The following is a 22,099-nucleotide window of genomic DNA, read 5'->3' as shown; positions in this document are numbered from 1 at the left end:
GTCATTTTCGCACTACGGACCCACCCCCAGGCCACCCAATACTGTGCGCGCCCGTTCCTCGGCGCCGTCGGCCGCCGCGAGGTCCGGGGTGATGCCGTTGCCGTCGAGGCTGCGGCCCGCCGGGGTGCGGTACGTGCCGACCGTCAGCTCCGCCACCGAGCCGTCCGGGAGCTGCGTCGGCATCTGCACCGAGCCCTTGCCGAAGGTCCTCGTGCCCACCGCCACCGCGCGGCCGCGGTCCTGGAGGGCGCCCGTCACCAGCTCCGCCGCGCTCATCGTGCCGCCGTCCACCAGCGCCACCACGGGTCTCGCGGTGTCCCCGCCCGGGCTCGCGTACAGGGCGCGCTGCGCCCCCCGTACGTCGTACGTGGCCACCAGCCCGCCGTCCAGGAAGGCGGAGGCGGCCGTCACGGCCTCGGTGACCAGGCCGCCCGGGTTGCCGCGCAGGTCGAGCATGAAGCCGGCGCCGGCCGGGGCCGCGCGGACGGCGGCCCGGACCTGTTCGCCCGAGCCGCGGGTGAAGGAGGCGACCTTGATGACCGTGATCCCGCCCGGGAGCTCCCGTACGGTCACGGGCTCGGCGTGCAGCTGCTCGCGGCGCAGGGTCTCGGTGCGGTCGACGCCGTCCCGGGTGAGGTGCAGGACGACGGGGGTGCCGGCCTCGCCGCGCAGCAGGGCGACCACGTCGCAGACGCGCAGGCCGGTGACGGCGTTGCCGTCGATGCTCAGCAGCCGGTCCCCGGCGCGGAGCCCGGCCCGGGCGGCGGGGCTGGCGGGCTGGACCTTGTCGATGTCGATGCGGCCGTCCTGGCGGCGCTCGGTCCAGAGCCCGACGCCGGTCCAGCGGCCGTCGAGGTCGTCGGTGAAGGCGGCGTACTCGCCCTGGTCGTAGACCATGCCCCAGCGGTCGCCGCTGCGGCTGACCACCTCCTGGGCGGCCTTCTTGCCGGACTTGCCCTCGGCGACGGCTTCGGCGGCGGCGCGGGCCACGGCCTCGCGGTCGGCGGTGCCGCTCTCCCGGGGCGCCTCGGGCGCGGCCGCGGGGGTCTGCATACCGACGGCCGTTAACCCGCCGCCGGCGGCCCCCAGGGCGTCCGCGCGGTCCCAGCAGCCGGTGCCCGCCGCGGCGCCGACGGCCGCGATGAAGGCCAACGTCAAAACGGCCCCGCGACGCAGGTCGCGGGGCCGGAGACAGATGGCGGGAATACTCGGCAAGCCCGGCATGGCGCCGAGTCTAGGACAAGCCCCGTGGAGGCACGGCGGGTTGGGCGGACCTCACACGGGGCGCTTGTCACACCTTCAGGTACTTGCGCAATGCGATGAAGGCGGCCAGCGAGGGCATCAGCACCCCGATGACCAGCACCAACGGCAGCTTGGTCAGGACGGAGTCCCAGCCGATGAAGTTGATCAGCTCCATCTTGGCGCGCAGCGAGGCGCCGTGGTCGATGACGAAGTACTGGCCGGCGCCGAGCATGACGCAGGCGAACAAGCCGCCGATGAGGCCCGCGAAGGCGGCCTCCATGATGAACGGCACCTGGATGTAGAAGCTGGAGGCGCCGACGAGCCGCATGATCCCGGTCTCCCGCCTCCGGCTGAAGGCGGAGACGCGCACGGTGTTGACGATCAGCAGCAGGGCCACGATCAGCATGATCAGCATGATGCCGAGGGCGGCCAGGTTGAGGTAGCCGAGCATCGTGAAGAGGTTGTCGAGCTCCTGGTGCTGGTCCTCGACCGACTGCACGCCGTCGCGGCCCGCGAAGGCGGTGGTGATGACCTTGTACTTCTCGGGCTGCTCCAGCTTCACCCGGAAGGATTCGGGCATCTGGTCCGGTGTGATCACCGAGGCGAGCGCGGTGTGCCCGAAGCGCTCCTTGTAGTGCTTGAAAGCCTCGTCCGAGGACTCGTAATGGACCGTCTCGACGAGGTCCATCTTCTTCAGGTCGGCCTCGATCTGCTGCTTCTGCTCGGGCGTGACCGCGCCCTTGGCGCAGGCCTTGCTCCCGCTCTCACTGTTGTCCTCCGCGTCACTCTTGTTGCAGAGGTAGATCGAGACGTTGACCTTGTCGTACCAGTAGCCCTTCATCTGGCTCACCTGGTCGCGCATGAGCAGGGAGCCACCGAACAGGGCCAGCGACAGGGCCACGGAGATGATGACCGCGAAGGTCATGGTGAGATTGCGACGGAGACCGACGCCGATCTCCGACATGACGAACTGGGCGCGCATGACGTCTCAAAGCCCTTCAGTGCTGGTAGCCGTAGACGCCGCGCGACTGGTCGCGTACGAGTCGGCCCTGTTCGAGTTCGATGACGCGCTTGCGCATCTGGTCCACGATCTGCTGGTCGTGCGTGGCCATGATCACGGTGGTGCCGGTCCGGTTGATCCGGTCCAGCAGCTTCATGATGCCGACCGAGGTCTGCGGGTCGAGGTTGCCGGTGGGCTCGTCCGCGATCAGGAGGGCCGGCCGGTTGACGAAGGCGCGGGCGATGGCCACGCGCTGCTGCTCACCGCCGGAGAGCTCGCCGGGCATCCGGTCCTCCTTGCCGCCGAGGCCCACGAGCTCCAGGACCTGGGGGACGGCCTTGCGGATCTCGCCTCTCGGCTTGCCGATGACCTCCTGGGCGAAGGCGACGTTCTCGGCCACGGTCTTGTTGGGGAGGAGGCGGAAGTCCTGGAAGACGGTCCCCAGCTGGCGCCGCATCTGCGGGACCTTCCAGTTGGAGAGCTTGGCGAGGTCCTTGCCGAGCACGTGGACCTGGCCGTGGCTCGCCCGTTCCTCGCGCAGGACCAGCCGCAGGAAGGTGGACTTGCCGGAGCCGGAGGAGCCGACCAGGAAGACGAACTCGCCCTTCGCGATGTCCAGGGAGACATCTCTGAGTGCAGGACGGTTCTGCTTCGGGTAGGACTTGGAGACGTTGTCGAATCGGATCACGGGTGCACCACGGTCGCCGGGAGTAGGTGTGCGGAGTCGGTGTGCGTGACCATACGCGAACGTGCGGGGGGTGGGGGCCCGGCGTCCGGAGTTGCCCGATATATCCCCTGGTCCGGGAGGGGATCGTCCCGGGATGGTCCGTGATTGCCCGGACGGGCCGCGCCGAATGTCGCGAGAGCTGGCACAGTGGTAGGGAACGGACTCGTTCCGTCAGGCGTTGTTCAAGGGGACGAGAGGAGGAGAGCGCATGACATATGACCGGCTCGTGTGCGCGAACTGCGCCGCGCCCGTCAGTCAGGGCCGCTGCCCGGTGTGCCGGGCGAACCGGGAGCGCCTCCAGCAGGAGGGCCCCTTCGCCGGCCTGAACCCCATGGCGCTCATCTTGCTCCTGGTGGTCCTTGTGGCAGCTCTGGCCTGGGTGGCGCAGCAGGCGGCGTAGCCTCCCCGCGTTCCGATCATGACATTCCGGCATGGGAAGGGCCCGGACACCTCAGGTGTCCGGGCCCTTCCCATGCCGTTCGCCGCCTGACGCGGCCGGCTGCCGCCTTAAGCGGTCTGCTCCTGCTGCTTGCGCCAGCGGATGCCGGCCTCGAGGAAGCCGTCGATCTCGCCGTCGAGCACCGCCTGCGGGTTGCCGACCTCGAACTCCGTCCGCAGGTCCTTGACCATCTGGTACGGGTGCAGGACGTAGGAGCGCATCTGGTTGCCCCAGGAGCTGCCGCCGTCCTTGAGGGCGTCCATCTTGTCCTTCTCCTCCTGGCGGCGTCGCTCGAGCAGCTTGGCCTGGAGGACGTTCATCGCGCTGGCCTTGTTCTGGATCTGCGAGCGCTCGTTCTGGCAGGAGACGACGATGCCGGTCGGCAGGTGCGTGATGCGCACCGCCGAGTCGGTGGTGTTGACGCCCTGGCCGCCGGGGCCGGAGGCGCGGTACACGTCGACGCGCAGCTCGGCCTCGTCGATCTCGACGTGGTCGCTGGTCTCGACGACCGGCAGCACCTCGACGCCCGCGAAGGAGGTCTGGCGGCGGCCCTGGTTGTCGAAGGGCGAGATGCGCACGAGGCGGTGGGTGCCCTGCTCGACGGAGAGGGTGCCGTAGGCGTACGGGGCCTTGACGACGAAGGTGGTCGACTTGATGCCGGCCTCTTCCGCGTACGAGGTCTCGTAGATCTCGGTGGAGTAGCCGTGGCGCTCGGCCCAGCGCAGGTACATGCGCTGCAGGCGCTCGGCGAAGTCGGAGGCGTCGACGCCGCCGGCCTCGGCGCGGATGTTGACCAGCGCCTCGCGCTCGGCGTACTCGCCGGAGAGCAGGGTGCGGACCTCCATCTCGTCCAGCGCCTTGCGGACGGAGGTCAGCTCGGCCTCGGCCTCGGCGAGGGTGTCCGCGTCGTCCATCTCCTGGGCGAGCTCGAACAGCACCGCGAGGTCGTCGATGCGGCCGCGCAGGGTCTCGGTCTTGCGGACCTCTGCCTGGAGGTGCGAAAGCTTGCTCGTGATCTTCTGGGCGGCCTCCGGGTCGTCCCACAGGGACGGCGCGGCGGCCTGCTCCTCGAGCACGGCGATTTCTGCCCTCAGCTTGTCGAGGTCCAGGACGGCCTCGATCGACCCCATGGTCGAGGAGAGGGACTTCAGCTCTTCGGAAACATCGACGACTGCCACGGGTCCAGCGTAGCCGGTCCGCGGACGGCGCCGTCCTGGCAGGCCGGATCGCCCGTTCTGGTGAGCGGGGGAACGGGCGTACGCTCACGGTATGACTCTCCTCCTCGTCAAGCGCCGCCATGTGGATCACATGCGTGTCACGACGACGAGCTGTCTGCCGCCGGACCATCCCCAAGCCTGATCCACCCCGATCCGACTTGGTCCTGTACGCGGCCCAAGCGGCTCCGGCGCCATCCCTGCCGGCGGCCCTCCCCATCCGCTGCCCCGACACCCTTTGGGGAACAGGACCCCGTGACATCCGAAACGGAGCCGTCATGCCGTCCGCGCACACCTCTCTTCCCGTCATCAACCTCTCCCAGGCCGACGACCCCACCCAGCGGGCCGACTTCCTGAAGCAGCTGCACGCGGCAGCCCGGGACACCGGCTTCCTGCATCTGACCGGGCACGGCATCACCGATGCGGAGACCGCCCGCATCCTCGAGCTGACCAGGGCTTTCTTCGCCCTGCCCGAGGCCGACCGGCTCGCCGTGAGCAACCTGAACTCGCCGCACTTCCGCGGCTACACCCGTATCGGCCACGAGCTGACCGGCGGGGCTTCCGACTGGCGCGACCAGCTGGACGTCGGCGCCGAGCGGCCGGCGCCTGTGGTGGGCCCCGACGACCCGCCGTACCTGTGGCTGGAGGGCCCGAACCAGTGGCCGCAGGCCCTGCCGGAGCTGCGTCCCGTCGTACTGGAGTGGCAGTCCCGGCTGGCCGCGGTGGCCCACCGCCTGCTGCAGGAGCTGCTGACCTCGATCGGCGCCCCCTCCGACTTCTTCGACGAGGCCTTCGCGGACCGGCCGCACCTGCACACGAAGCTGATCCGCTACCCCGGCTCCTCCCCGACCGGCACCGACCAGGGGGTCGGGGCCCACAAGGACTACGGGTTCCTGACGCTGCTGCTGCAGGACTCGGTGGGCGGCCTGCAGGTGCGGCAGGGCGACGGGTTCCTGGACGTGCCGCCGAGGCCGGGGGCGTTCGTGGTCAACCTGGGCGAGCTGCTGGAGATCGCGACGGAGGGGTACCTGGTGGCCACGGACCACCGGGTGGTCAGCCCGCCGGGGGCGGTGGAGCGGTACTCGGTGCCGTTCTTCTACAACCCGCGGCTGGATGCGGTGGTGGAGACGGTTCCGGGCGAGTACCTGCGGTCGGCGCCGGGGGTGGCGCACGATGCCACGAATCCGCTGCACGCGGAGTACGGCCGCAACGAGCTGAAGGGCTGGACCCGGGCCCACCCGGCGGTGGCCCGCCGCTGGCACCCGGAACTGGTCCCCTCGGTCACGTAGCCCCGGGGCGCCGCCCCGGCCCCGGCTCCGGAGACCGGGGCTCCGCCCCAGACCCCGAGGACCGGGTCGGGGCAGGGCCCTGGGCCGGCTTCGGCCGGCTAGGGCTTCGGCTTCGACGGGGCCGAGTGTTTGCTGTCCTGCGGGGGTGGCGGCTCGTCGCCGGAGGCGGCCAGCCAGGTGCCCACGCCCAGCGCGGCGGCCAGGGCGACGGCCCCGGCCGTCAGGGCCAGGCGGCGCTTGCGGGCCGTCTCCGCGCGGTGGCGGGCCGAGCCCGGCCGGTGGCCGCCCGCAGGGCGGGGGACCCGGGCCGTGCCCAGCGCGCCCCCGGCCAGCTCGTCCGGTCCCGGCACCCGCATCGAGGTGTGCGTGTCCCGGTTCGAGTCCGTCGCGGAGCCCGGCACCAGCGGGACCACCCCCCGGCGGCGGACCGGGCCGTCGCCTTCCACCGGCTCCGCCGACTCCGGCTCCGGCTCGTCCGGTTCGTCCACGTCCAGCGGCGGCATCCCGGCGAGGAGGGGGAGCAGGTCCCGCAGGCGGACCGACAGCTCGGACGCGCGCAGGCGCGAGGCCGGGGCCTTGGCCAGGCACTGCACGATCAGCTGCCACAGCTCGTCCGGGATCCCGGGAAGCGGGACCACCGTCTCCGTCACGTGCCGTCGCAGCACCGCGCCCGGGTGGCCCCCGCCGAACGGCGTGAAACCCGCCAGCAGCTCGTACAGCACGGTGGCCAGGGCGTATATGTCCACGGCCGCCCGCGGCGGCAGGCCCTCCACGATCTCCGGCGCCAGATAGTCCGGCGTCCCGATGATCCGGGTCGTCGGGGCCGAGGCCCGCGCGCCCGGCGCCCCGGCGGCCCGGCGCGGCGAGTCGATCAGCTTGGCCACGCCGAAGTCGGTCAGCAGCGCCGGATGCGATCCGCCCGGCCCCAGCGGCCCCTGCATGTCCAGCAGGACGTTCTCGGGCTTCACGTCCCGGTGCACGACCCCGGCCGCATGCGCTGCCGCCAGCGCGTCCGCGACGTCGGCGACGATCGCCACGGCCGCCTCGGGGGCGAGCCGGCGCTCCCGGTCGAGGCGCGTGCGCAGGTCCGTACCGCGTACGAGGTCCATGACCAGGGCCAGGTCGTTGCCGTCGACGACGAGGTCGCGGACGGAGACGATGTGCGGGTGGTCCAGGCCGAGCAGCGCGCTGCGCTCCTGGACGAAGCGTCCGACCAGCTCCTGGTCGGACGCGAGGTCCTCGCGCAGCAGTTTGACGGCGACGGGCCCGTCCGGCCCCTCGCCCAGCCACACCGTGCCCGCGCTGCCGCGCCCCAGGATCTGGTGCGCGGTGTACCGGCTGCCGATCTTCCGTGCCACGACTGCTCCCTCAGCGGCTGGCGTACGCACCAAAGCTACGCGGCCGGGTGGGGGTTGGACGCCCCGGAACACGGTGACCTTCACTTCTGGGCGCGAAATCACGTCCCAGAAGTCGACAAATCCACGAAGTCGGTGCTACGAGAGCCCGGTTCAGGGCGTGCCGCCACCCGCGGAGTCGCCGATCGCGCCGACCCAGTCGACGATGTCGGAGCCCCAGGTCCACAGCTGGTCCCACCAGCCCTTGCCGGTGCCGACCCACTCCTGGAGCGGGGTGAGCTCCCAGACCAGCCAGCCCGCCACGACGAACAGCAGGATCATGACCAGGCAGCCCTTGAGGCAGCCCAGGCCCGGGATCTTGACCGGGTTGGCGCTGCGGCGGCGCGGTTCGCGCGGCTCCCGGGGGGCGCGCTGCTGCGGCGGCGGGCCCTGCGGGGGCTGCTGCTGCGGGGGCGCCTGGCGCTGGGGCTGAGGCTGCCGCGGGGGCTGCTGCTGGTACGGGGGCTGCTGCGGCTGCTGGTACTGCTGGGGCGGCGGCTGCGGCTGGTAGTACGGCTGCTGCTGCGGAGGCTGCTGGTACTGCGGCGGCTGGGGGCGCTGCTGCTGGTACGGCTGCGGCGGCGGGCCCTGCCGGTACTGCGGGGGCTGCTGCGGCCGTTGCTGCGGCGGCGGGGGCGCCTGCCGCTGCGGGCGCCGGCGCAGGGGGTCCTCGCTCGGGTCGAGGTACTGCATCTGCGTCTGCTCGTTGCGGTCACGCGCGGCCTGCATCTGCGACTGCCACGGGTGCGGCTGGTCCGGCTGCTGCACCGGGGGCATGACGGAGGTCGGGTCCGCGCCGGGCCCGCCGGGGCCGCCCGTGCTGGGCAGCACCGAGGTGGCATCGGCGGCGCCGACCGGCGGGAGCACGCTGGTCATGCCGTTCGGGTCGTACGCGCCCATGGGCGACGCGGCGGCGGCGCGGCCGGGCAGCACCTGGGTCGGGTCGGCCGCGGCGCCCGGGGTCTCGGGGACCGGCGCGGGCGAGGGGTCGGGCGCGAGCAGCGCGCCGACGCCGAGGGCGGCCTCCACCTCGGCGGGGGCGCTGTGCACGCCGATGCCGGAGGCGACCACGCGCAGTCCGCGGGCCAGGTTCTCGGCACTGGGGCGCTCGTTCGGCTCCTTGCGCAGGCAGCGCTCGATGACGATCCAGAGCGGCTCGGGCACGTTCGGCGGGCGCTGCGGGTCCTCGCTGAGGTGGCGGTGGAGCACCTCGAGGGCGGTGCCGCCGGCGAACGGCGGGCGCCCGGTGACCAGTTCGTAGAGCAGGATGCCGGCGCCGTAGATGTCGACGGCGGAGGTCTGCGGGCGGCCCTCGGCGGACTCGGGCGCGACGTAGGCGGGGGTGCCGACGAACTCGTGCGTGCGGGTCAGGCCAGGAGAGTCGGCGAGGCGGGCGATGCCGAAGTCGGTGAGCATCGGCTTCATCTGGCCGCCGCGCTCGTCGAGCAGGACGTTGGCGGGCTTCAGGTCGCGGTGGACCACGCCGTCGGCGTGGCTGGCGGCGAGCGCGTCCGCGATCTGGGCGGTCAGCAGGCTCGCGGCGACCGGCGTGAAGGGGCCGTTCTGCCGGATGTACTTGTGCAGGTCCGGGCCGTCGATCAGGTCCATGACGAGGGCGAGGAGGTCGCCCTCAACGACGAGGTCGCGGGTGCGCACGATGTTGGGGTGCGTCAGGCGCAGCAGGACGGAGCGCTCGCGCAGGAAGCGCATGACGATGTCCGCGTCCTGGGCCAGCTCCTCCTTGAGGACCTTGATGGCCACGGTCTCGCCGGGCTGCCCGGCGACGGCTGCCTCCGCGCCGGCGGTCTCCCGCTGGCGGGCACGCCAGACGGTGCCCGTGGCGCCGCGTCCGAGCGGCTCCTCGAGCAGGTACTTGCTGCCGACTGGCCGCACGTCTCGCGCTCCCTGCTGTCGTCCTGCTGTGGTTCGTTTTTCCGGCCCACTCTAGGGGGTGTCGCCGGGGAAGACGCGGGGTGCCGGGGGTTGGTTGCCGCACATATATACGAAGAGTGATGTTTGGCGGGGTATGCCGGGGGCGATTTTCCCCTGGGTTGCCCGGCGCTCCTCGGCTTTCGTCGGCTTGTATGTCCGGATGCGCGCCCGGCCGGACGCCTCGCGCGGACGAAGAGGTGCGATCATTCAAGATCATTTATTGACCGGTGCCGGGCGTGTTGTCCGTGACAGGTGCGAGGATGCACCCGTACGGAACGGCCGGGACGGGAGCCCCGCCTTCCGGGCAGACCTGACCGGACGACGCGCCGTGCCGGGTGGGGGGTTGGTCGGGCAGGCATGCCCGTCGTACCCCTGCCGGGCGCACGCACCGCGCACCGCGCAGAAGGGACCGCTGACGGCGATGCAGATCCGGCTGACCGTCCTTGGGTCGCGCAGCGGCCACCAGACCGCGCCCGCCGGCTGTGACGTGCTCGTCACCGCGCCCGTGGGCACCGCGCTCGCCGCCGTGGCCTCCGGCCTGGCGGCGACCGTCGGCGGGCCCGACACCGGCGGCACGGTCGTGCTGTACGCCGGTACGGAGCGGCTCGACCTCCAGCGGCGGGTGCTCGGGGAGCCGCCGCTCGTGGACGGGGCCGTGCTGGGGCTGCACGCGCCGGTGCCGGACGTCCTGCCGGACGGGACGGACGGCGCACAGCTGCACGTGGTGGCGGGCCCGGACGCGGGCGGGGTGCACCTGCTGCACCCCGGGGCGATCCGGATCGGGCGCTCGGCCGACGCCGATGTCCCTCTGGACGACCCGGACGTGTCGCGGCTGCACTGCGCGGTGACGGTGATGCCGGACGGGCGGGTGGCGGTGGCCGACCTGGACTCGACGAACGGCACGACGGTGGACGGCGCGGTGGTGCGGGCGCGCCCGGTGGCGCTGCCGCCGGGCGCGCTGCTCCGCATCGGGGAATCGACCCTCCGCCTGGCCCCCGGCTCGGCGTCCCCGCTCCCGGTCGTCCCGGACCTGGAGGGTCACCTCTCCCTGGCGGGCCCACCCCAGGACACCCCCGCCGAGCCCGGTCCCGGCACGGAGCGTTCCGGCGCGGCCGACCCGGGCCGGCAACCCGACGCCGCCGCCGGAGCCTCCGGCGCGGGATGGTCCGGCGAGGCCGCTCACGGCGCCGGGCGCCCCGCAGAGCCCGGCGCGGGCGGGACCGGCGGGCACGCCATGCCGTCCGAGGGGGGCCGGGCGCCCTCCCGGCCGGGGGCGGCCGGCTCTGCCGCCGCCCGGCAGGGATCGTTCCCCCGCCCCGCCCCTTCCCGAAACGGGGGCTCCGCCCCCGACCGCCCCGCAGGGTCGGGCCGGACCGTCGAGGCCGAACCCGCCCCGGGCTCGGCCCCCGGCGGCCCTTCCGGGGCCACTTCCGGGACGGGCCTGCGCATCGGCACGTCCGGCGCAGCCGGGGAGTCCGGCGCCGGTGGGCAGAAGGCGGGGCGGAAGCGGGGGATCGGGGCCTGGGCGCGGAAGTGGGTGCGGGGGGAAGAGGAGCCCGCGTACGGGGGTGCGGCCGCCGAGCCGGCCGTGGCCGCCGTACCCGATGCCGATGATCCCGCCGCGCTGCTCCTGGCCGCGCTCGGGCCGACCCGGCGGTTGTGGTCCCGTACCCGCGGGCAGCTCGACGTCGGCCTCGGGGCCGGGAGCCGGATCGCGCTCCAGGACGTCGGCTCGCTCGGCATCGCCGGGCCCCGCGGACGGCTTGCCGGGGTCGCCCGGTCCGTCGTCGCCCAGCTCGCCGGGCTGCACGCGCCCGGAGAGCTGGAGATCGTGCTCCTCGCCGCCGACCGGGCGCGCGGTGTCGCCGAGCGGCGCGGCGACTGGGGGTGGCTCGGCTGGCTGCCGCACGTGCGCGCCGCGCACGGCCAGGACTGCAGGCTGCTCCTCGCGTACGACCGCGACCAGGCCACCGGCCGCACCGGTGAGCTGACCCGGCGCCTCGACGACAGTCCCCTCGGCACCCACTGGGCCGCCGCCGACCCCCGCACCGTCCGCGAAGCCGCGTACGCCCACCAGGGCCCGTACACACTGCTCGTCGTCGACGGTGATCCCGGCTCCGGGGCGCTGCGCGACATCACCGGCCGGCTCGCCTCGCACGGGCCGGCCGCCGGGATCCACGTCCTCGTGCTGGCCGAGACGCCGGCCGCCACGCCCGCCTCCCCGCTCGCCGAGACGTACGAGGCCGCCTGCGCGAGCAGCCCCGCCTTCCGGGACTGCGGCGCGGTCGCCCTGCTCAGCGGTGATGTGGCCACGACCGTACGGACGTTCACGGTGACCGGCGGCAAGCCGGCCCCGCCCGGCACCACCGCCACCGCCGACGCCGTTTCCGCGGCCTGGGCCGAGCGGTTCGCCCGGGCCCTGGCCCCGCTGCGCGCCGAGCCCTCCCCCGCCGCGCCCCGGCGGGCCGTCGCCGCCGCGCTCCCGAACACCGCCCGGCTACTGGACGAGTTGGGGCTGGCCCGGGCCACCCCGGCCTCCCTGATGGCCCGTTGGGCCGCCGCCACCGACCAGGGGCAGGAGGTGGGCGGCCGCGCCGAGCTCGTGCTCGGCAGCGGACGGCGCGGGCCGGTCGGGGCCGAGCTGGTCCAGGACGGGCCGCACCTCCTCGTCGAGGGGCCCGCCGGCAGCGGCCGTACGGAGCTCCTGCGGTCGGTGGCCGCCTCCCTCTCCGCGGCCGCCCGGCCCGACCGGCTGGGCCTCGTCCTGCTGGACGGGGCCGGCGGTGAGCGCGGCGACGGGCTGCAGCCCTGCACCGAGCTCCCGCACGTCGCCGCCCACCTCGTCGCCTCCGACCCCGTCCGGATGCGGGAGTTCGCGCAGGCCCTCGGCGCCGAGCTGAAGCGCCGCGCCGAGCTCCTGGACGGGATCCCGTTCGCCGAGTGGCACGCCCGGCACGAGGTGTCCGACCGGATGGTCTCACCGCGCCGGCCCAGCCCCGGCGAACTGCTCGGCGACCTCGACCCCCAGCGCACGGGCACGCTCCGGCTGCGCACCGCCGCCCCGCGCACCGACCCGGCCGGGCCGAGCCCGCTGCCCCGGCTGGTGGTGCTGGTGGACGACTTCGACGCGCTGGTCGCGCCGGGGCTCGGCAGTACGGGCCGCCCCGCCGCCGGCTCCGTCGTACGGGCGCTGGACGCGGTGGCCCGCGACGGCGCCCGGCTCGGCGTGCACCTGGTGGCCGCCAGCGCCCGCCCGGACCGCACGGCCGACAGCGAGCTGTCCCGTGCGAACCCGCTCCGCATCGATCTGGACGCCCCCGACCAGCCGGGCCCCGGCCGCGGCCTGCTGCGGTACGCCGACGGGCGGACGGTCCCGTTCCAGGCCGGCCGGGTGACCGGCCGGATCCCGCGGACGGCGACGCAGCGGCCGACCGTGGTGCCGGTGGAGTGGGAGCGGATGGGCGATCCTCCGGCCCGCCGCCCCGTGCGCGAGCTGGGCAACGGCCCGACCGACCTGGCGCTGCTGGCCAGTGCCCTGGACCGGGCCTCGCACCTCGTCTCGGCGATACCCGTGCTGTTCCCGCCGGCCCCGCCGGTCGCCCCGGCGCCGTGAGCCCCGAGCTCTGAGTCCTGGGCCCTGCGCCGTGAGCCTGGGACCGCGACACGCGGCGACACGGCTGAGGCGGTATTGCGGGGGTGCCCGGCTCGGCGTAGACCTTGTGGGACCAGTCACACCACGGGCATCGGGGGCAGAGCCATGCGCAGGCAGGGAACGAGCCGTACGACGAACCGTAGAAGCAGCCACGCCGCCGCCTGGACGGCACTCGCGGCCGCGGGTGCGCTCGCGCTGAGCGCGTGCGGGGACGGCGGGGAGAAGAAGGACCCGCCGCAGGGCGGGGAGGCGTCCACGGCCGGGCAGCGGGTGGAATTACCGAAGCTGAACGGCGAGAAGCTGGAGGTCGCGGCGGTCTGGACGGGCCCGGAGCAGGCGAACTTCACGAAGGTCCTGAAGGAGTTCGAGAAGCGGACGGGTGCCACGGTCACCTTCGTCCCGGCCCAGGACCCGATCGTCACCTTCCTCGGCACGAAGATCGCGGGCGGCCAGCCGCCGGACGTGGCGCTGCTGCCGCAGGTCGGGGCCCTGGTGTCGGCGGTGCAGAACAAGTGGGTGCAGCCGGTCGGCCCGGAGGCCAAGGCGCAGCTCGACAAGAACTACTCGGACGGCTGGAAGAAGCTGGGCGCGGTCGACGGCACCCAGTACGGGGTGTACTACAAGGCCGCCAACAAGTCGCTGGTCTGGTACAACGCGAAGGCCTTCGAGGCGGCGGGCGTGCAGCCCCCGAAGACCTGGAAGGAGCTGCTGACCGCGGCCGACACCCTCTCCGCGTCCGGTACCCCGGCCGTCTCGGTGGCCGGTGCGGACGGCTGGACCCTGACGGACTGGTTCGAGAACGTCTACCTGTCGCAGGCGGGCCCGCAGAAGTACGACCAGCTCTCCAAGCACCAGATCAAGTGGACGGACGACAGCGTCAAGCAGGCGCTGACCACCCTCGGGGAGCTGTTCGGGCGCAAGGACTTCCTGGCGGGCGGCCCGAGCGGGGCGCTGGCCACCGAGTTCCCGAAGTCGGTGACGCAGACCTTCACCGGGGGCGACCGGCCGGCGGCCGCGATGGTCTACGAGGGCGATTTCGTGGCGGTGAACATCGGGCAGACCGAGGCGAAGGTGGGCAAGGACGCCCTCGTCTTCCCGTTCCCGGCGGTGGGCGACAAGGCGCCGGTGGTCTCGGGCGGCGATGTCGCGGTCGCGCTGAAGCCGTCGACGGGGGCGCAGGCGCTGCTGACGTTCCTGGCCTCCCCGGACGCGGCGGAGATCCAGGCCCGTGAGGGCGGTTTCGTCTCCCCGAACAAGTCGGTCGACCTCAAGGCCTATCCGAACGACATCCAGCGGAACATCGCCAAGGCCCTGATCGCGGCGGGCGACGACTTCCGCTTCGACATGTCGGACCAGGCACCGGCGGCGTTCGGCGGGACCCCGGGCGCGGGCGAGTGGAAGGCGCTTCAGGACTTCCTGGCGAACCCGTCGGACGTGGCGGGCATCCAGGCCAGACTGGAGGCGGACGCGGCCAAGGCCTACGGGAACTGATCCCGTGCCGGCCACGGGATCAGCGGCCACCACGGCCGGCTCTCCTTCACGGTCCGCGGAGGCCCGGCGCCGCCGCCTCGTCGCGGCGGCGTTCCTCCTGCCCGCCCTGGTGCTGCTCGGCGCGCTCGTCGTGCACCCGATCGGCTACTCGGTCTACCGCAGCTTCTTCGACCGTTCGGGCGACACGTTCGTGGGCGGCGGCAACTATCAGGAGATCCTGCACGACGACACGATCCGCACGGCCCTCAAGAACACGGCCCTGTGGGTGGTGCTGGCGCCGACCACGGCCACCGCCCTCGGCCTGATCTTCGCGGTGCTCACCGAACGGGTGCGCTGGGGCACGGCGTTCAAGCTGCTCGTCTTCATGCCGATGGCGATCTCGATGCTGGCGGCGGGCATCATCTTCCGGCTCGTGTACGACCACGACCCCGACCGGGGGGTCGCGAACGCGGTCTGGGTCGGGGTGCACGACACGTTCGCGGAGTCCTCGGCCTTCCCGAAGGCACGTCCGGGCCGCGACTCCCCGCTGGTCCCGGCCACCGGAGCCGCCGCGGGCGGCTTCACCACCCGGGATCCCGTACGGGCGGGCGCACCGGTGCTGCTCCCGCTGGTCGGCGTGGCCCCGGAGGACCTGCCCGAGGGGACCCGTACGGCCCGGGCCGCGCCCGCCGAGCCCGGCAAGGTCACGGGGACGGCCTGGCAGGACTTCACCCGGGGCGGCGGCGGCCGGACGAACGCGGTCGACCCGACCGAGTCCGGCTTCGCGGGGATACGGATCGAGGCGGTCGAGGACGGCAGGGTGGTCGACTCGGCGACGGCCCGCGCCGACGGCACCTTCACCCTGTCCGCGAAGGCCGACGGGGCGCTGCTGCGGCTGCCCGCGTCGAACTTCCGGGAGGCGTACTCGGGGGTGGAGTGGCTCGGCCCGACGCTGGTCACCCCGGCGGTGATCGGGGCGTACGTCTGGATGTGGGCCGGTTTCGCGATGGTCCTGATCGGGGCCGGGCTGGCCGCCGTACCGCGGGAGCTGCTGGAGGCGGCGCGGGTGGACGGGGCGAACGAGTGGCAGGTGTTCCGCCGGGTCACGGTGCCGCTGCTGGCGCCCGTGCTGGCGGTCGTCCTCGTCACCCTCGTCATCAACGTGATGAAGATCTTCGACCTGGTCTTCGTGATCGCTCCGGGCTCGGTGCAGGACGACGCGAACGTCCTGGCCCTCCAGCTGTACCGCACCTCCTTCGGCACCGACGCCGATCCGGGGCTGGGCAGCGCCATCGCCGTACTGCTGCTGGCGCTGGTGCTCCCGGTCATGCTCTACAACATCCGCAGGCTCCGTAAGGAGGGTTCCCGATGAGCGCCTCCGCCCAGGCCCGCCCGGAAGCACGTGCCGGTGCCCGCCCCGTTCCCCGCGCCGGTGCGCGGGCCGGCCGGCTCGCGGCCGGCGCGGCGGCGGGGGCCGTCCGCGTGTTCCTGGTGCTGGCCGCGCTGTTCTGGCTGCTGCCCACGCTCGGGCTGCTGATCTCCTCGTTCCTCTCCCCCACCGACCTGAACAAGGGCGGCTGGTGGCAGGCGCTGACCGCGCCGACCCGGCTGACGGCCGGCAACTACGAGCGGCTGCTGGCCAACGACACCATCACGAATGCGCTGCTCAGCACGGTGGCCATCGCCGTCCCGGCGACCCTGCTCGTGGTCACCCTGGGCTCGTTCGCCGGATACGCCTTCGCCTGGCTGGAGTTCCCGGGAAGGGACTGGCTGTTCCTGGTCGTGGTCGGGCTGCTCGTCGTCCCCGTGCAGGTGGCGCTGATCCCGGTCTCGAAACTCTTCGGCTCCATCGGACTGTTCGAGACCACGGCGGGGGTGGTCCTGTTCCACACCGCGTTCGGGCTGCCGTTCGCCGTCTTCCTGCTGCGCAACTTCTTCGCGGAGATCCCGCGCGAGCTGCTGGAGGCGGCCCGCCTCGACGGCGCGGGCGAACTGCGGCTGTTCGCCCGGGTGGTGCTGCCGCTGGGCGCGCCCGCGATCGCCTCGCTCGCCATCTTCCAGTTCCTGTGGGTGTGGAACGACATGCTGGTCGCGCTGGTGTTCGCGGACTCGGCGCACCCGCCCGTCACGGTCGCCCTCCAGCAGCAGGTACGGCAGTTCGGCAACAACATCGACGTGCTGGCGCCCGGTGCGTTCCTGTCGATGGTGGTGCCGCTCGTGGTGTTCTTCGCCTTCCAGCGGCAGTTCGTCACGGGGGTGATGGCGGGGGCGGTCAAGTAACTCCCACAGCATCGTTGACGTGCGGCGTTGACGCTCGGTAACCCGAATGCCACACGCCGCGTAACCCGATCGCCACGCCGGGGGTTGCTGGGAAATATGCCCGCGCCGACCCCTGGATGTGCCGTGCCCCGGTTCAGCGTCATCGTGCCCGCGTACAAGGTTCAGGCGTACCTCCAGGAGAGCCTGGACTCGGTCCTGTCCCAGTCGTACCCGGATCTGGAACTGATCGCGGTGGACGACGCCTCCCCGGACGCCTGCGGCTCGATCATCGACGAGTACGCGGCGCGGGACCCGCGGGTGACCGCCGTGCACCTGGCGCACAACCTCGGCCTGGGCCCGGCCCGCAACGCGGGCCTGGCCCGGGCGACCGGCGACTACCTGCTCTTCCTCGACGGGGACGACACCCTCGCCCCGGGCGCCCTGCTGGCCATCACCGACCGGCTCAAGGACACCGGCTCCCCGGACGTCCTCGTCTACGACTACGCGCGCACCTTCTGGACCGGGGAGCTGGTCCGCAACCGGCTCGCGCACCGGCTGTCCGAGGAGGGCCCGGCCAGCTTCCGGCTCGCGGACCGCCCGGCCCTGCTCGGCATGCTGATGGTCGTCTGGAACAAGGCCTACCGCCGCGAGTACGTGGAGCGCGAGGGCCTGGAGTTCCCGCCCGGGTTCTACGAGGACACCCCCTGGACCTACCCTGCGCTGCTGGCTGCCGAGTCCCTCGCCGTCCTGGACCGGGTGTGCGTGCACTACCGCCAGCGGCGTACCGGCTCGATCCTGACCACCAGCAGCGGCCGCCACCTGGACATCTTCGACCAGTACGACCGGGTCTTCGGGTTCCTCGCCGGCCGCCCCGAGCTGGAGCGCTGGCGCCCCACCGTGCACCGGCGGATGGCCGAGCACTTCTGCGCCCTGTACGCCGACCCGCGCCGCCTCCCGCGTACGAGCCGCGCCGAGTTCTTCCACCGGGCCTCCGGGCTGCTGCGCCGCTACCGGGCCGCCGGCATCCGGCCGCTGTCCCTGTCGCGCACCGACCGGATCCGGCACACCCTGATGCGGTTCGGGGTGCGCCGGACGTACCGCACGCTGTCGCTGCTCCGCTCGGCCGCGCTGGCGGCGGGGCGCGCGGGGGTGTCGCTGGGGCGGGGCCTGCGCGAGAGCGCGCTGCGCCTGCACTACCGCGTCCAGCGGCTGCTGCCGCTGCGCCCGGAGCTGGCGGTCTTCTCCGCGTACTGGCACGGCGGCTACGCCTGCAATCCGGCGGCCGTCGAGGCCAAGCTGCGCGAGCTCGCGCCCCGGATGCGGACGGCGTGGATCTGCGACCCGCAGCACGCGGCGACGCTCCCGCCGCAGACGGCGATGCTCCGCCCGGGCTCCGCGGCGTACTGGACGGCCCTCGCCAGGGCCGCGTACCTCACCACGAACGTCAACTTCGACCGCGCCCTGGTCAAGCGGCCGGGCCAGGTGCTGCTGCAGACCCAGCACGGCACCCCGCTCAAGCGGGTCGGCCTGGACCTCCAGGACCGGCCGGCGGCCACTCCCACCACGGATTTCGCCGGCCTGCTGCGCGGCGCGGACCAGTGGGACTACCTGCTCTCCGCGAACCGGCACTCCACCCTGGTGTGGGAGAAGGCGATCCCCTCCTCGTACGCCACGCTCGAGTACGGCTACCCGCGCAACGACGTCTTCCACCGGGCCACCCTGGACGACGTGCAGGCGCTGCGCGAACGCCTCGGCATCCCGGCGGGCGGGGTGGCGGTCCTGTACGCGCCGACCCACCGCGACTACCGGCGCAGCCGGCCCGAACACCTCGACTTCGAGCGGGTGCTGCGCGATCTGGGCCCGCGCTTCACGATCCTGACGCGTACGCACCTGACGTACGCGGACTCGCCCGCCCAGCCGGTACGCCACCCGCGCCTGGTCGACGTCTCCGCGTACCCGTCGGTGGAGGAGCTCTGCCTGGCCTCGGACGCGCTGGTGACGGACTACTCGTCCCTGATGTTCGACTACGCGGCGCTGGACCGGCCGATCGTGATCCACGCGGACGACTGGGAGGCGTACGAGGCCGCCCGCGGCACCTACTTCGACCTGCGGTCGTGCCCGCCGGGAGCGATCGCCCGGACCGAGGACGAGCTGGTGGACATCTTCGCCACCGGCCACTGGCAGGGCTCGCGCTCCGCGCAGCTGCGGGCGGCGTTCCGCTCGCGGTTCTGCTCGTACGACGACGGCCACGCGGCCGAGCGCGTCGTCCGCCGCGTCTTCCTCGGCCAGCCTGCCGCGGTCCCGCCGGTGGTCCCGCTCGCGGAGCGCCGGCCGGCTCCGACGGCCCCGTCCCCGGCCCCGTCCGCCACCCCGGAACCCACACTGGCCCCGCTGACAACTCCCGGTCTCCGGCCGTAGCCGTCCCTTTCCTCCGTTGCGATTAATCCGCCCGCGGACCGGCTTCTTCTGGGCCACTATGGGAGCGCCTTGCTTGTGTGTTGATCGTCGGGCGTCCCAACACGGAAGAGGTATCACCATGGCGTTGACCGGACCGTGGAACGCGGAGTTAGCCAGCCGACTCGTGGAATCGAACTTCGTTCAATGGCAGTACGGTGCACGGTTCCTGCCCACCGAGTCCGTCCCGCTGCATCCGGCGGTCGAGGAGGCGAGCCGGCTGGTCCCCGGGAGCGGGGTCGAGCGGCATCCGTTCTTCGCCCTGGCCGGGGCGTCGCGGCCGGCCCTGGAGTTCTGGGTCACGCAGGAGCTGTTCGTCACCGGGGTGTTCGCGCAGCTGCTCGGCCTCACGTCGAGCGCGCTGGTCAACGTTCACCAACGGGCCCGTTTCAACCTGGTGTTGCAGGGGGAGCACGGAGGCGTGAAGGACGGGTTCGCGCGGGCCTCCCACCCGTGGCTGCTGCACAAGCTGGCGCAGAGCATGGGCATCGCGCCCGGCTCCGTCACACCGGCCGAACCGACCTACGAGTTCCTGCGGGATCTGGCGTCCTCCATGAGCTCCCCGATCAGCGCGCTGGGTGCGCTGGGAGTGGGAAACGAGCAGATGCTGGTCCCCGAATACGGGGCCGTCAAAAGCGCTTTCGAAAGCGCGGCACCGGACGTGGACCACGGCGATTTCCTGAACGCCAACATCTATGAGGATACGGAACACTCGGCACTCATCGCGCATATAGCATCCGAGCTGATCGCGCACGATCCGTCACTGGCCGAGGACTACTTGACGGCCGCCCGCAGCTCTGTCACCGCGCGGATGCGGTATTACGACAGGTTGGCCGATCTCTTCACATGACCATCAGTCACTATCCGACGTTTGGGGTATCGCGTGGCCGATCTGGGAAAGATCCTCGTAACGGGCAGCAGCGTGGCGCAGAAGCACCTCGACCGGCTGTCCGAGTCCGGCTTCCGGGTGCACTCGGTCCCGGGCCTGCTCAGCGAGGACGAGCTGGGCACGGAGCTGGAATCGTGCACCGCCTATCTGCTGGGCGGGGATGAGTTCGCCTCCCGCGCGGCGCTCACCCGGGCCAAGTCGCTGAAGGTCGTCGGCTTCCTCGGGGTGGGCTACCAGTCCTTCGTCGATGCCGATGCCGCGGCCGAACTCGGCATCGCCGTCACGAACACTCCCGGAACGCTCACCAACAGCGTCGCCGAGTTCACGGTGGGCCTGCTCCTCGCCCAGCGCCGGCAGATCCCCTCGTACGCCGACGACTTCCGCTCCGGGCGCTCCGGCGGCGAGGAGAAGCAGCACGACCTCGCCGGGCACCGGCTCGGCATCATCGGCCTGGGCGCGATCGGCACCCGCATCGCCGAGATCGGCGCGCTGGGCCTGGCGACGGAGACGGCGTACTACTCCCGGACCCGCAAGCCCGAGGTCGAGGAGCGCCTGGGCATCGCGTACAAGGACCTGCCGAGCCTGCTGTCCTGGGCCGAGAACGTGGTCGTCATGGTGCCGGACACACCCGAGACGCGCGGCATGATCGGCGTGGACGAGGTCGCCCTGCTGCCGGCCGGCGGGATCACCCTCGTCAACACGGCGCGGCCCTCCGTGGTCAGCCCGGCGGCGCTGCTCCAGGGCCTGAAGAGCGGGCGCATCCACACGGCGGCGTTCGACGGCTTCTACGACTCGGACGTCCCCGAGACGGCGGAGCTGCTGGCGCTGCCCGCATCGAAGCTGCTGGTCACCGGGCACATCGGGTCGCTGACCCATGACGCCCGCGACGCGATGGCCGTCAAGTGCATCCAGTCCATCGTCAACGTGGTGACGGGAGAACAGGACTCCTACGTCGTCAACCGGAGCAGCTGAGCATGGGCTCCGCACTCGTCGTCGTCGGAGCGGGCGTCATAGGCTGCGCGGTCGCCGCGGCGGCGAGCGACCTCTTCGACAAGGTCGTACTCCTGGACGCCCGGCCGGAGACCGGGCTGGCGGCCAGCTGGGCGGCCATCGGCGGGATCACACCGCAGAGCGACGACTTCTGCCGCGGCCCGCTGCGGCAGTTCGCCGAAGCGAGCCGGGGGATGTACCCGCAGTGGCTCGCGGGGCTGGAGGCCGGATCCGGGATCGCGGTGCCGTTCCTGGACTCCGGGCTCCTCCAGGTGGCCCTGGACCCCTCGGAGCAGCAGCGGGTCCAGGAGCAGCTGGTCCCCCAGTGGGTGGAGCAGGGCTTCCGGGTCGAGCAGCTCGATGCGCGGACCACGGCGCATGCCGAGCCGCTGCTGTCGCCGGCCGTGCTGTCGGCCGTACGGCTGCCGAGCGAGGGGGCCCTGGAGCCGCGGGTGCTGATGTCCGCCCTGCGCGAGGTGCTGCGCCGGGACCCGCGGATCGAGGTCGTGGCCCGGGCCCGGGTGCAAGCCGTCACGCCGGGCGCCCAGGGGGTCGAGGTGCTGCTGGAGGGCGGTGACGTCGTCCGGGGGGACCGGTGCGTGGTGGCCGCGGGGGCGTGGAGCCCGGAGCTCGTGCCCACCCGGCCCGGCGGGCAGTTCCCCGTACGGGGCCAGGCCGCCGAGCTGGTGGTGCCGGGCGGCGGGGGCTACCCGCTGCGCCACCACGTGTACTGCAAGGTCGCCGTGGACGACACCACGGTCTCGTCGTACGTGGTCCCGCGCCACGACGGCCGGGTGGTGGTCGGCGTGACGTACGACCAGGGCCGCTGGGACGAGGAGCCGGAGGACCATGCGACCGAGCGGCTGCTGGCCGCACTGCAGCTGGTGGTGCCGGCCTCGCGGGACTGGAGGCTGACCGGTTCCTGGGCCGGGATCCGGCCCGGGACGGCCGACGGCTACCCGCTGGTGGGGAACGCCGACGCCGACGGCAGGGTCGTCATGGCGACCGGGCACTTCGGCGTCGGGATCACTCTCGCCCCGATCACGGCGGCTCTGGTACGGAGCATCCTGTCCGGGGCCGCGCTGACGGCAGGCCAGGCGGATGCCCTGCGTGTGATGGACCCGCGGCGATTCCTGTGAGGTGCGTAC

16 protein-coding genes are annotated in these 22,099 nt (G+C 72.9%); 10 read left to right on the top strand and 6 right to left on the bottom strand.

Annotated features, from left to right (window positions below):
• Window positions 1-12 precede the first annotated feature (12 nt).
• From OHT74_RS23960 to ftsE, 3 genes are all read right to left on the bottom strand, one after another.
• Window positions 13-1,224: a S41 family peptidase gene (locus OHT74_RS23960; protein WP_266666574.1), complete on the bottom strand. Its 1,212-nt coding sequence runs from the start codon at window positions 1,222-1,224 to the stop codon at window positions 13-15.
• A 67-nt stretch (window positions 1,225-1,291) separates the two neighbouring features.
• Window positions 1,292-2,224 (bottom strand): permease-like cell division protein FtsX, encoded by a 933-nt coding sequence (ftsX, locus tag OHT74_RS23955; protein WP_266666573.1) that lies wholly within the window; start codon window positions 2,222-2,224, stop codon window positions 1,292-1,294.
• Window positions 2,225-2,240: 16 nt separating this feature from the next.
• Window positions 2,241-2,930 (bottom strand): cell division ATP-binding protein FtsE, encoded by a 690-nt coding sequence (gene ftsE, locus OHT74_RS23950; RefSeq protein ID WP_030161344.1) that lies wholly within the window; start codon window positions 2,928-2,930, stop codon window positions 2,241-2,243.
• A 247-nt stretch (window positions 2,931-3,177) separates the two neighbouring features.
• On the opposite strand from ftsE, the gene OHT74_RS23945 reads away from it, so the two are divergent.
• Window positions 3,178-3,369 (top strand): hypothetical protein, encoded by a 192-nt coding sequence (locus OHT74_RS23945; protein ID WP_053784895.1) that lies wholly within the window; start codon window positions 3,178-3,180, stop codon window positions 3,367-3,369.
• A gap of 107 nt (window positions 3,370-3,476) precedes the next feature.
• Here the strand turns inward: OHT74_RS23945 and prfB are convergent, their stop codons facing one another.
• Entirely contained in the window at window positions 3,477-4,586 is a 1,110-nt protein-coding gene (prfB, locus tag OHT74_RS23940) for a peptide chain release factor 2 (RefSeq protein ID WP_266666571.1), read from the bottom strand.
• Between the two features lie 314 nt (window positions 4,587-4,900).
• Between prfB and OHT74_RS23935 the strand changes: the two genes are divergently transcribed.
• Window positions 4,901-5,911: an isopenicillin N synthase family dioxygenase gene (locus OHT74_RS23935; protein ID WP_328621340.1), complete on the top strand. Its 1,011-nt coding sequence runs from the start codon at window positions 4,901-4,903 to the stop codon at window positions 5,909-5,911.
• Window positions 5,912-6,009: 98 nt separating this feature from the next.
• Here OHT74_RS23935 and OHT74_RS23930 read toward each other — a convergent pair whose 3' ends face one another.
• Complete coding sequence (locus OHT74_RS23930; RefSeq protein WP_328621339.1) at window positions 6,010-7,269, bottom strand: serine/threonine-protein kinase; 1,260 nt, start codon at window positions 7,267-7,269, stop codon at window positions 6,010-6,012.
• 150 nt (window positions 7,270-7,419) lie between these two features.
• On the bottom strand, window positions 7,420-9,198 hold the full coding sequence (locus tag OHT74_RS23925) for a serine/threonine-protein kinase (RefSeq protein ID WP_266666565.1): 1,779 nt from the start codon (window positions 9,196-9,198) through the stop codon (window positions 7,420-7,422).
• A 460-nt stretch (window positions 9,199-9,658) separates the two neighbouring features.
• On the opposite strand from OHT74_RS23925, the gene OHT74_RS23920 reads away from it, so the two are divergent.
• The 8 genes from OHT74_RS23920 (at window position 9,659) to OHT74_RS23885 (ending at window position 22,090) form a co-directional block, all read left to right on the top strand.
• Window positions 9,659-12,850: an FHA domain-containing protein gene (locus tag OHT74_RS23920; RefSeq protein ID WP_328621338.1), complete on the top strand. Its 3,192-nt coding sequence runs from the start codon at window positions 9,659-9,661 to the stop codon at window positions 12,848-12,850.
• 144 nt (window positions 12,851-12,994) lie between these two features.
• Window positions 12,995-14,380 carry an ABC transporter substrate-binding protein gene (locus OHT74_RS23915; protein WP_328621337.1) on the top strand — a complete coding sequence of 462 codons (1,386 nt, stop codon included), beginning with the start codon at window positions 12,995-12,997 and terminating at the stop codon, window positions 14,378-14,380.
• A 97-nt stretch (window positions 14,381-14,477) separates the two neighbouring features.
• Window positions 14,478-15,731, top strand: coding sequence for a carbohydrate ABC transporter permease (locus tag OHT74_RS23910; protein WP_328623378.1), 1,254 nt, complete (start codon window positions 14,478-14,480; stop codon window positions 15,729-15,731).
• On the top strand, window positions 15,728-16,639 hold the full coding sequence (locus OHT74_RS23905; protein ID WP_328621336.1) for a carbohydrate ABC transporter permease: 912 nt from the start codon (window positions 15,728-15,730) through the stop codon (window positions 16,637-16,639). The genes OHT74_RS23910 and OHT74_RS23905 overlap by 4 nt, the downstream gene beginning before the upstream one ends.
• A 123-nt stretch (window positions 16,640-16,762) precedes the next feature.
• On the top strand, window positions 16,763-19,036 hold the full coding sequence (locus OHT74_RS23900) for a bifunctional glycosyltransferase/CDP-glycerol:glycerophosphate glycerophosphotransferase (RefSeq protein WP_328621335.1): 2,274 nt from the start codon (window positions 16,763-16,765) through the stop codon (window positions 19,034-19,036).
• 118 nt (window positions 19,037-19,154) lie between these two features.
• Window positions 19,155-19,922: an iron-containing redox enzyme family protein gene (locus OHT74_RS23895; protein ID WP_328621334.1), complete on the top strand. Its 768-nt coding sequence runs from the start codon at window positions 19,155-19,157 to the stop codon at window positions 19,920-19,922.
• A 33-nt stretch (window positions 19,923-19,955) separates the two neighbouring features.
• Window positions 19,956-20,933, top strand: coding sequence for a 2-hydroxyacid dehydrogenase (locus OHT74_RS23890; RefSeq protein ID WP_266666555.1), 978 nt, complete (start codon window positions 19,956-19,958; stop codon window positions 20,931-20,933).
• 2 nt (window positions 20,934-20,935) lie between these two features.
• Window positions 20,936-22,090, top strand: a complete 1,155-nt coding sequence (locus OHT74_RS23885) for an NAD(P)/FAD-dependent oxidoreductase (RefSeq protein WP_328621333.1) — start codon at window positions 20,936-20,938, stop codon at window positions 22,088-22,090.
• The last annotated feature ends 9 nt before the right edge of the window (window positions 22,091-22,099 follow it).

The sequence above is a fragment of the Streptomyces sp. NBC_00354 genome (assembly GCF_036106915.1).
Taxonomy (GTDB): domain Bacteria; phylum Actinomycetota; class Actinomycetes; order Streptomycetales; family Streptomycetaceae; genus Streptomyces.
Note: the sequence above shows the minus strand (reverse complement) of the source record. Positions and strands in the feature narration are given on the sequence as shown.

Bases quoted from the DNA above. Each gene is read 5' to 3' on its own strand.
- OHT74_RS23960 (WP_266666574.1), bottom strand. From the start codon at position 1,224: ATGCCGGGCTTGCCGAGTATTCCCGCCATCTGTCTCCGGCCCCGCGAC.
- ftsX (WP_266666573.1), bottom strand. From the start codon at position 2,224: ATGCGCGCCCAGTTCGTCATGTCGGAGATCGGCGTCGGTCTCCGTCGC.
- OHT74_RS23945 (WP_053784895.1), top strand. From the start codon at position 3,178: ATGACATATGACCGGCTCGTGTGCGCGAACTGCGCCGCGCCCGTCAGT.
- OHT74_RS23935 (WP_328621340.1), top strand. From the start codon at position 4,901: ATGCCGTCCGCGCACACCTCTCTTCCCGTCATCAACCTCTCCCAGGCC.
- OHT74_RS23920 (WP_328621338.1), top strand. From the start codon at position 9,659: ATGCAGATCCGGCTGACCGTCCTTGGGTCGCGCAGCGGCCACCAGACC.
- OHT74_RS23915 (WP_328621337.1), top strand. From the start codon at position 12,995: ATGCGCAGGCAGGGAACGAGCCGTACGACGAACCGTAGAAGCAGCCAC.
- OHT74_RS23905 (WP_328621336.1), top strand. From the start codon at position 15,728: ATGAGCGCCTCCGCCCAGGCCCGCCCGGAAGCACGTGCCGGTGCCCGC.
- OHT74_RS23895 (WP_328621334.1), top strand. From the start codon at position 19,155: ATGGCGTTGACCGGACCGTGGAACGCGGAGTTAGCCAGCCGACTCGTG.
- OHT74_RS23885 (WP_328621333.1), top strand. From the start codon at position 20,936: ATGGGCTCCGCACTCGTCGTCGTCGGAGCGGGCGTCATAGGCTGCGCG.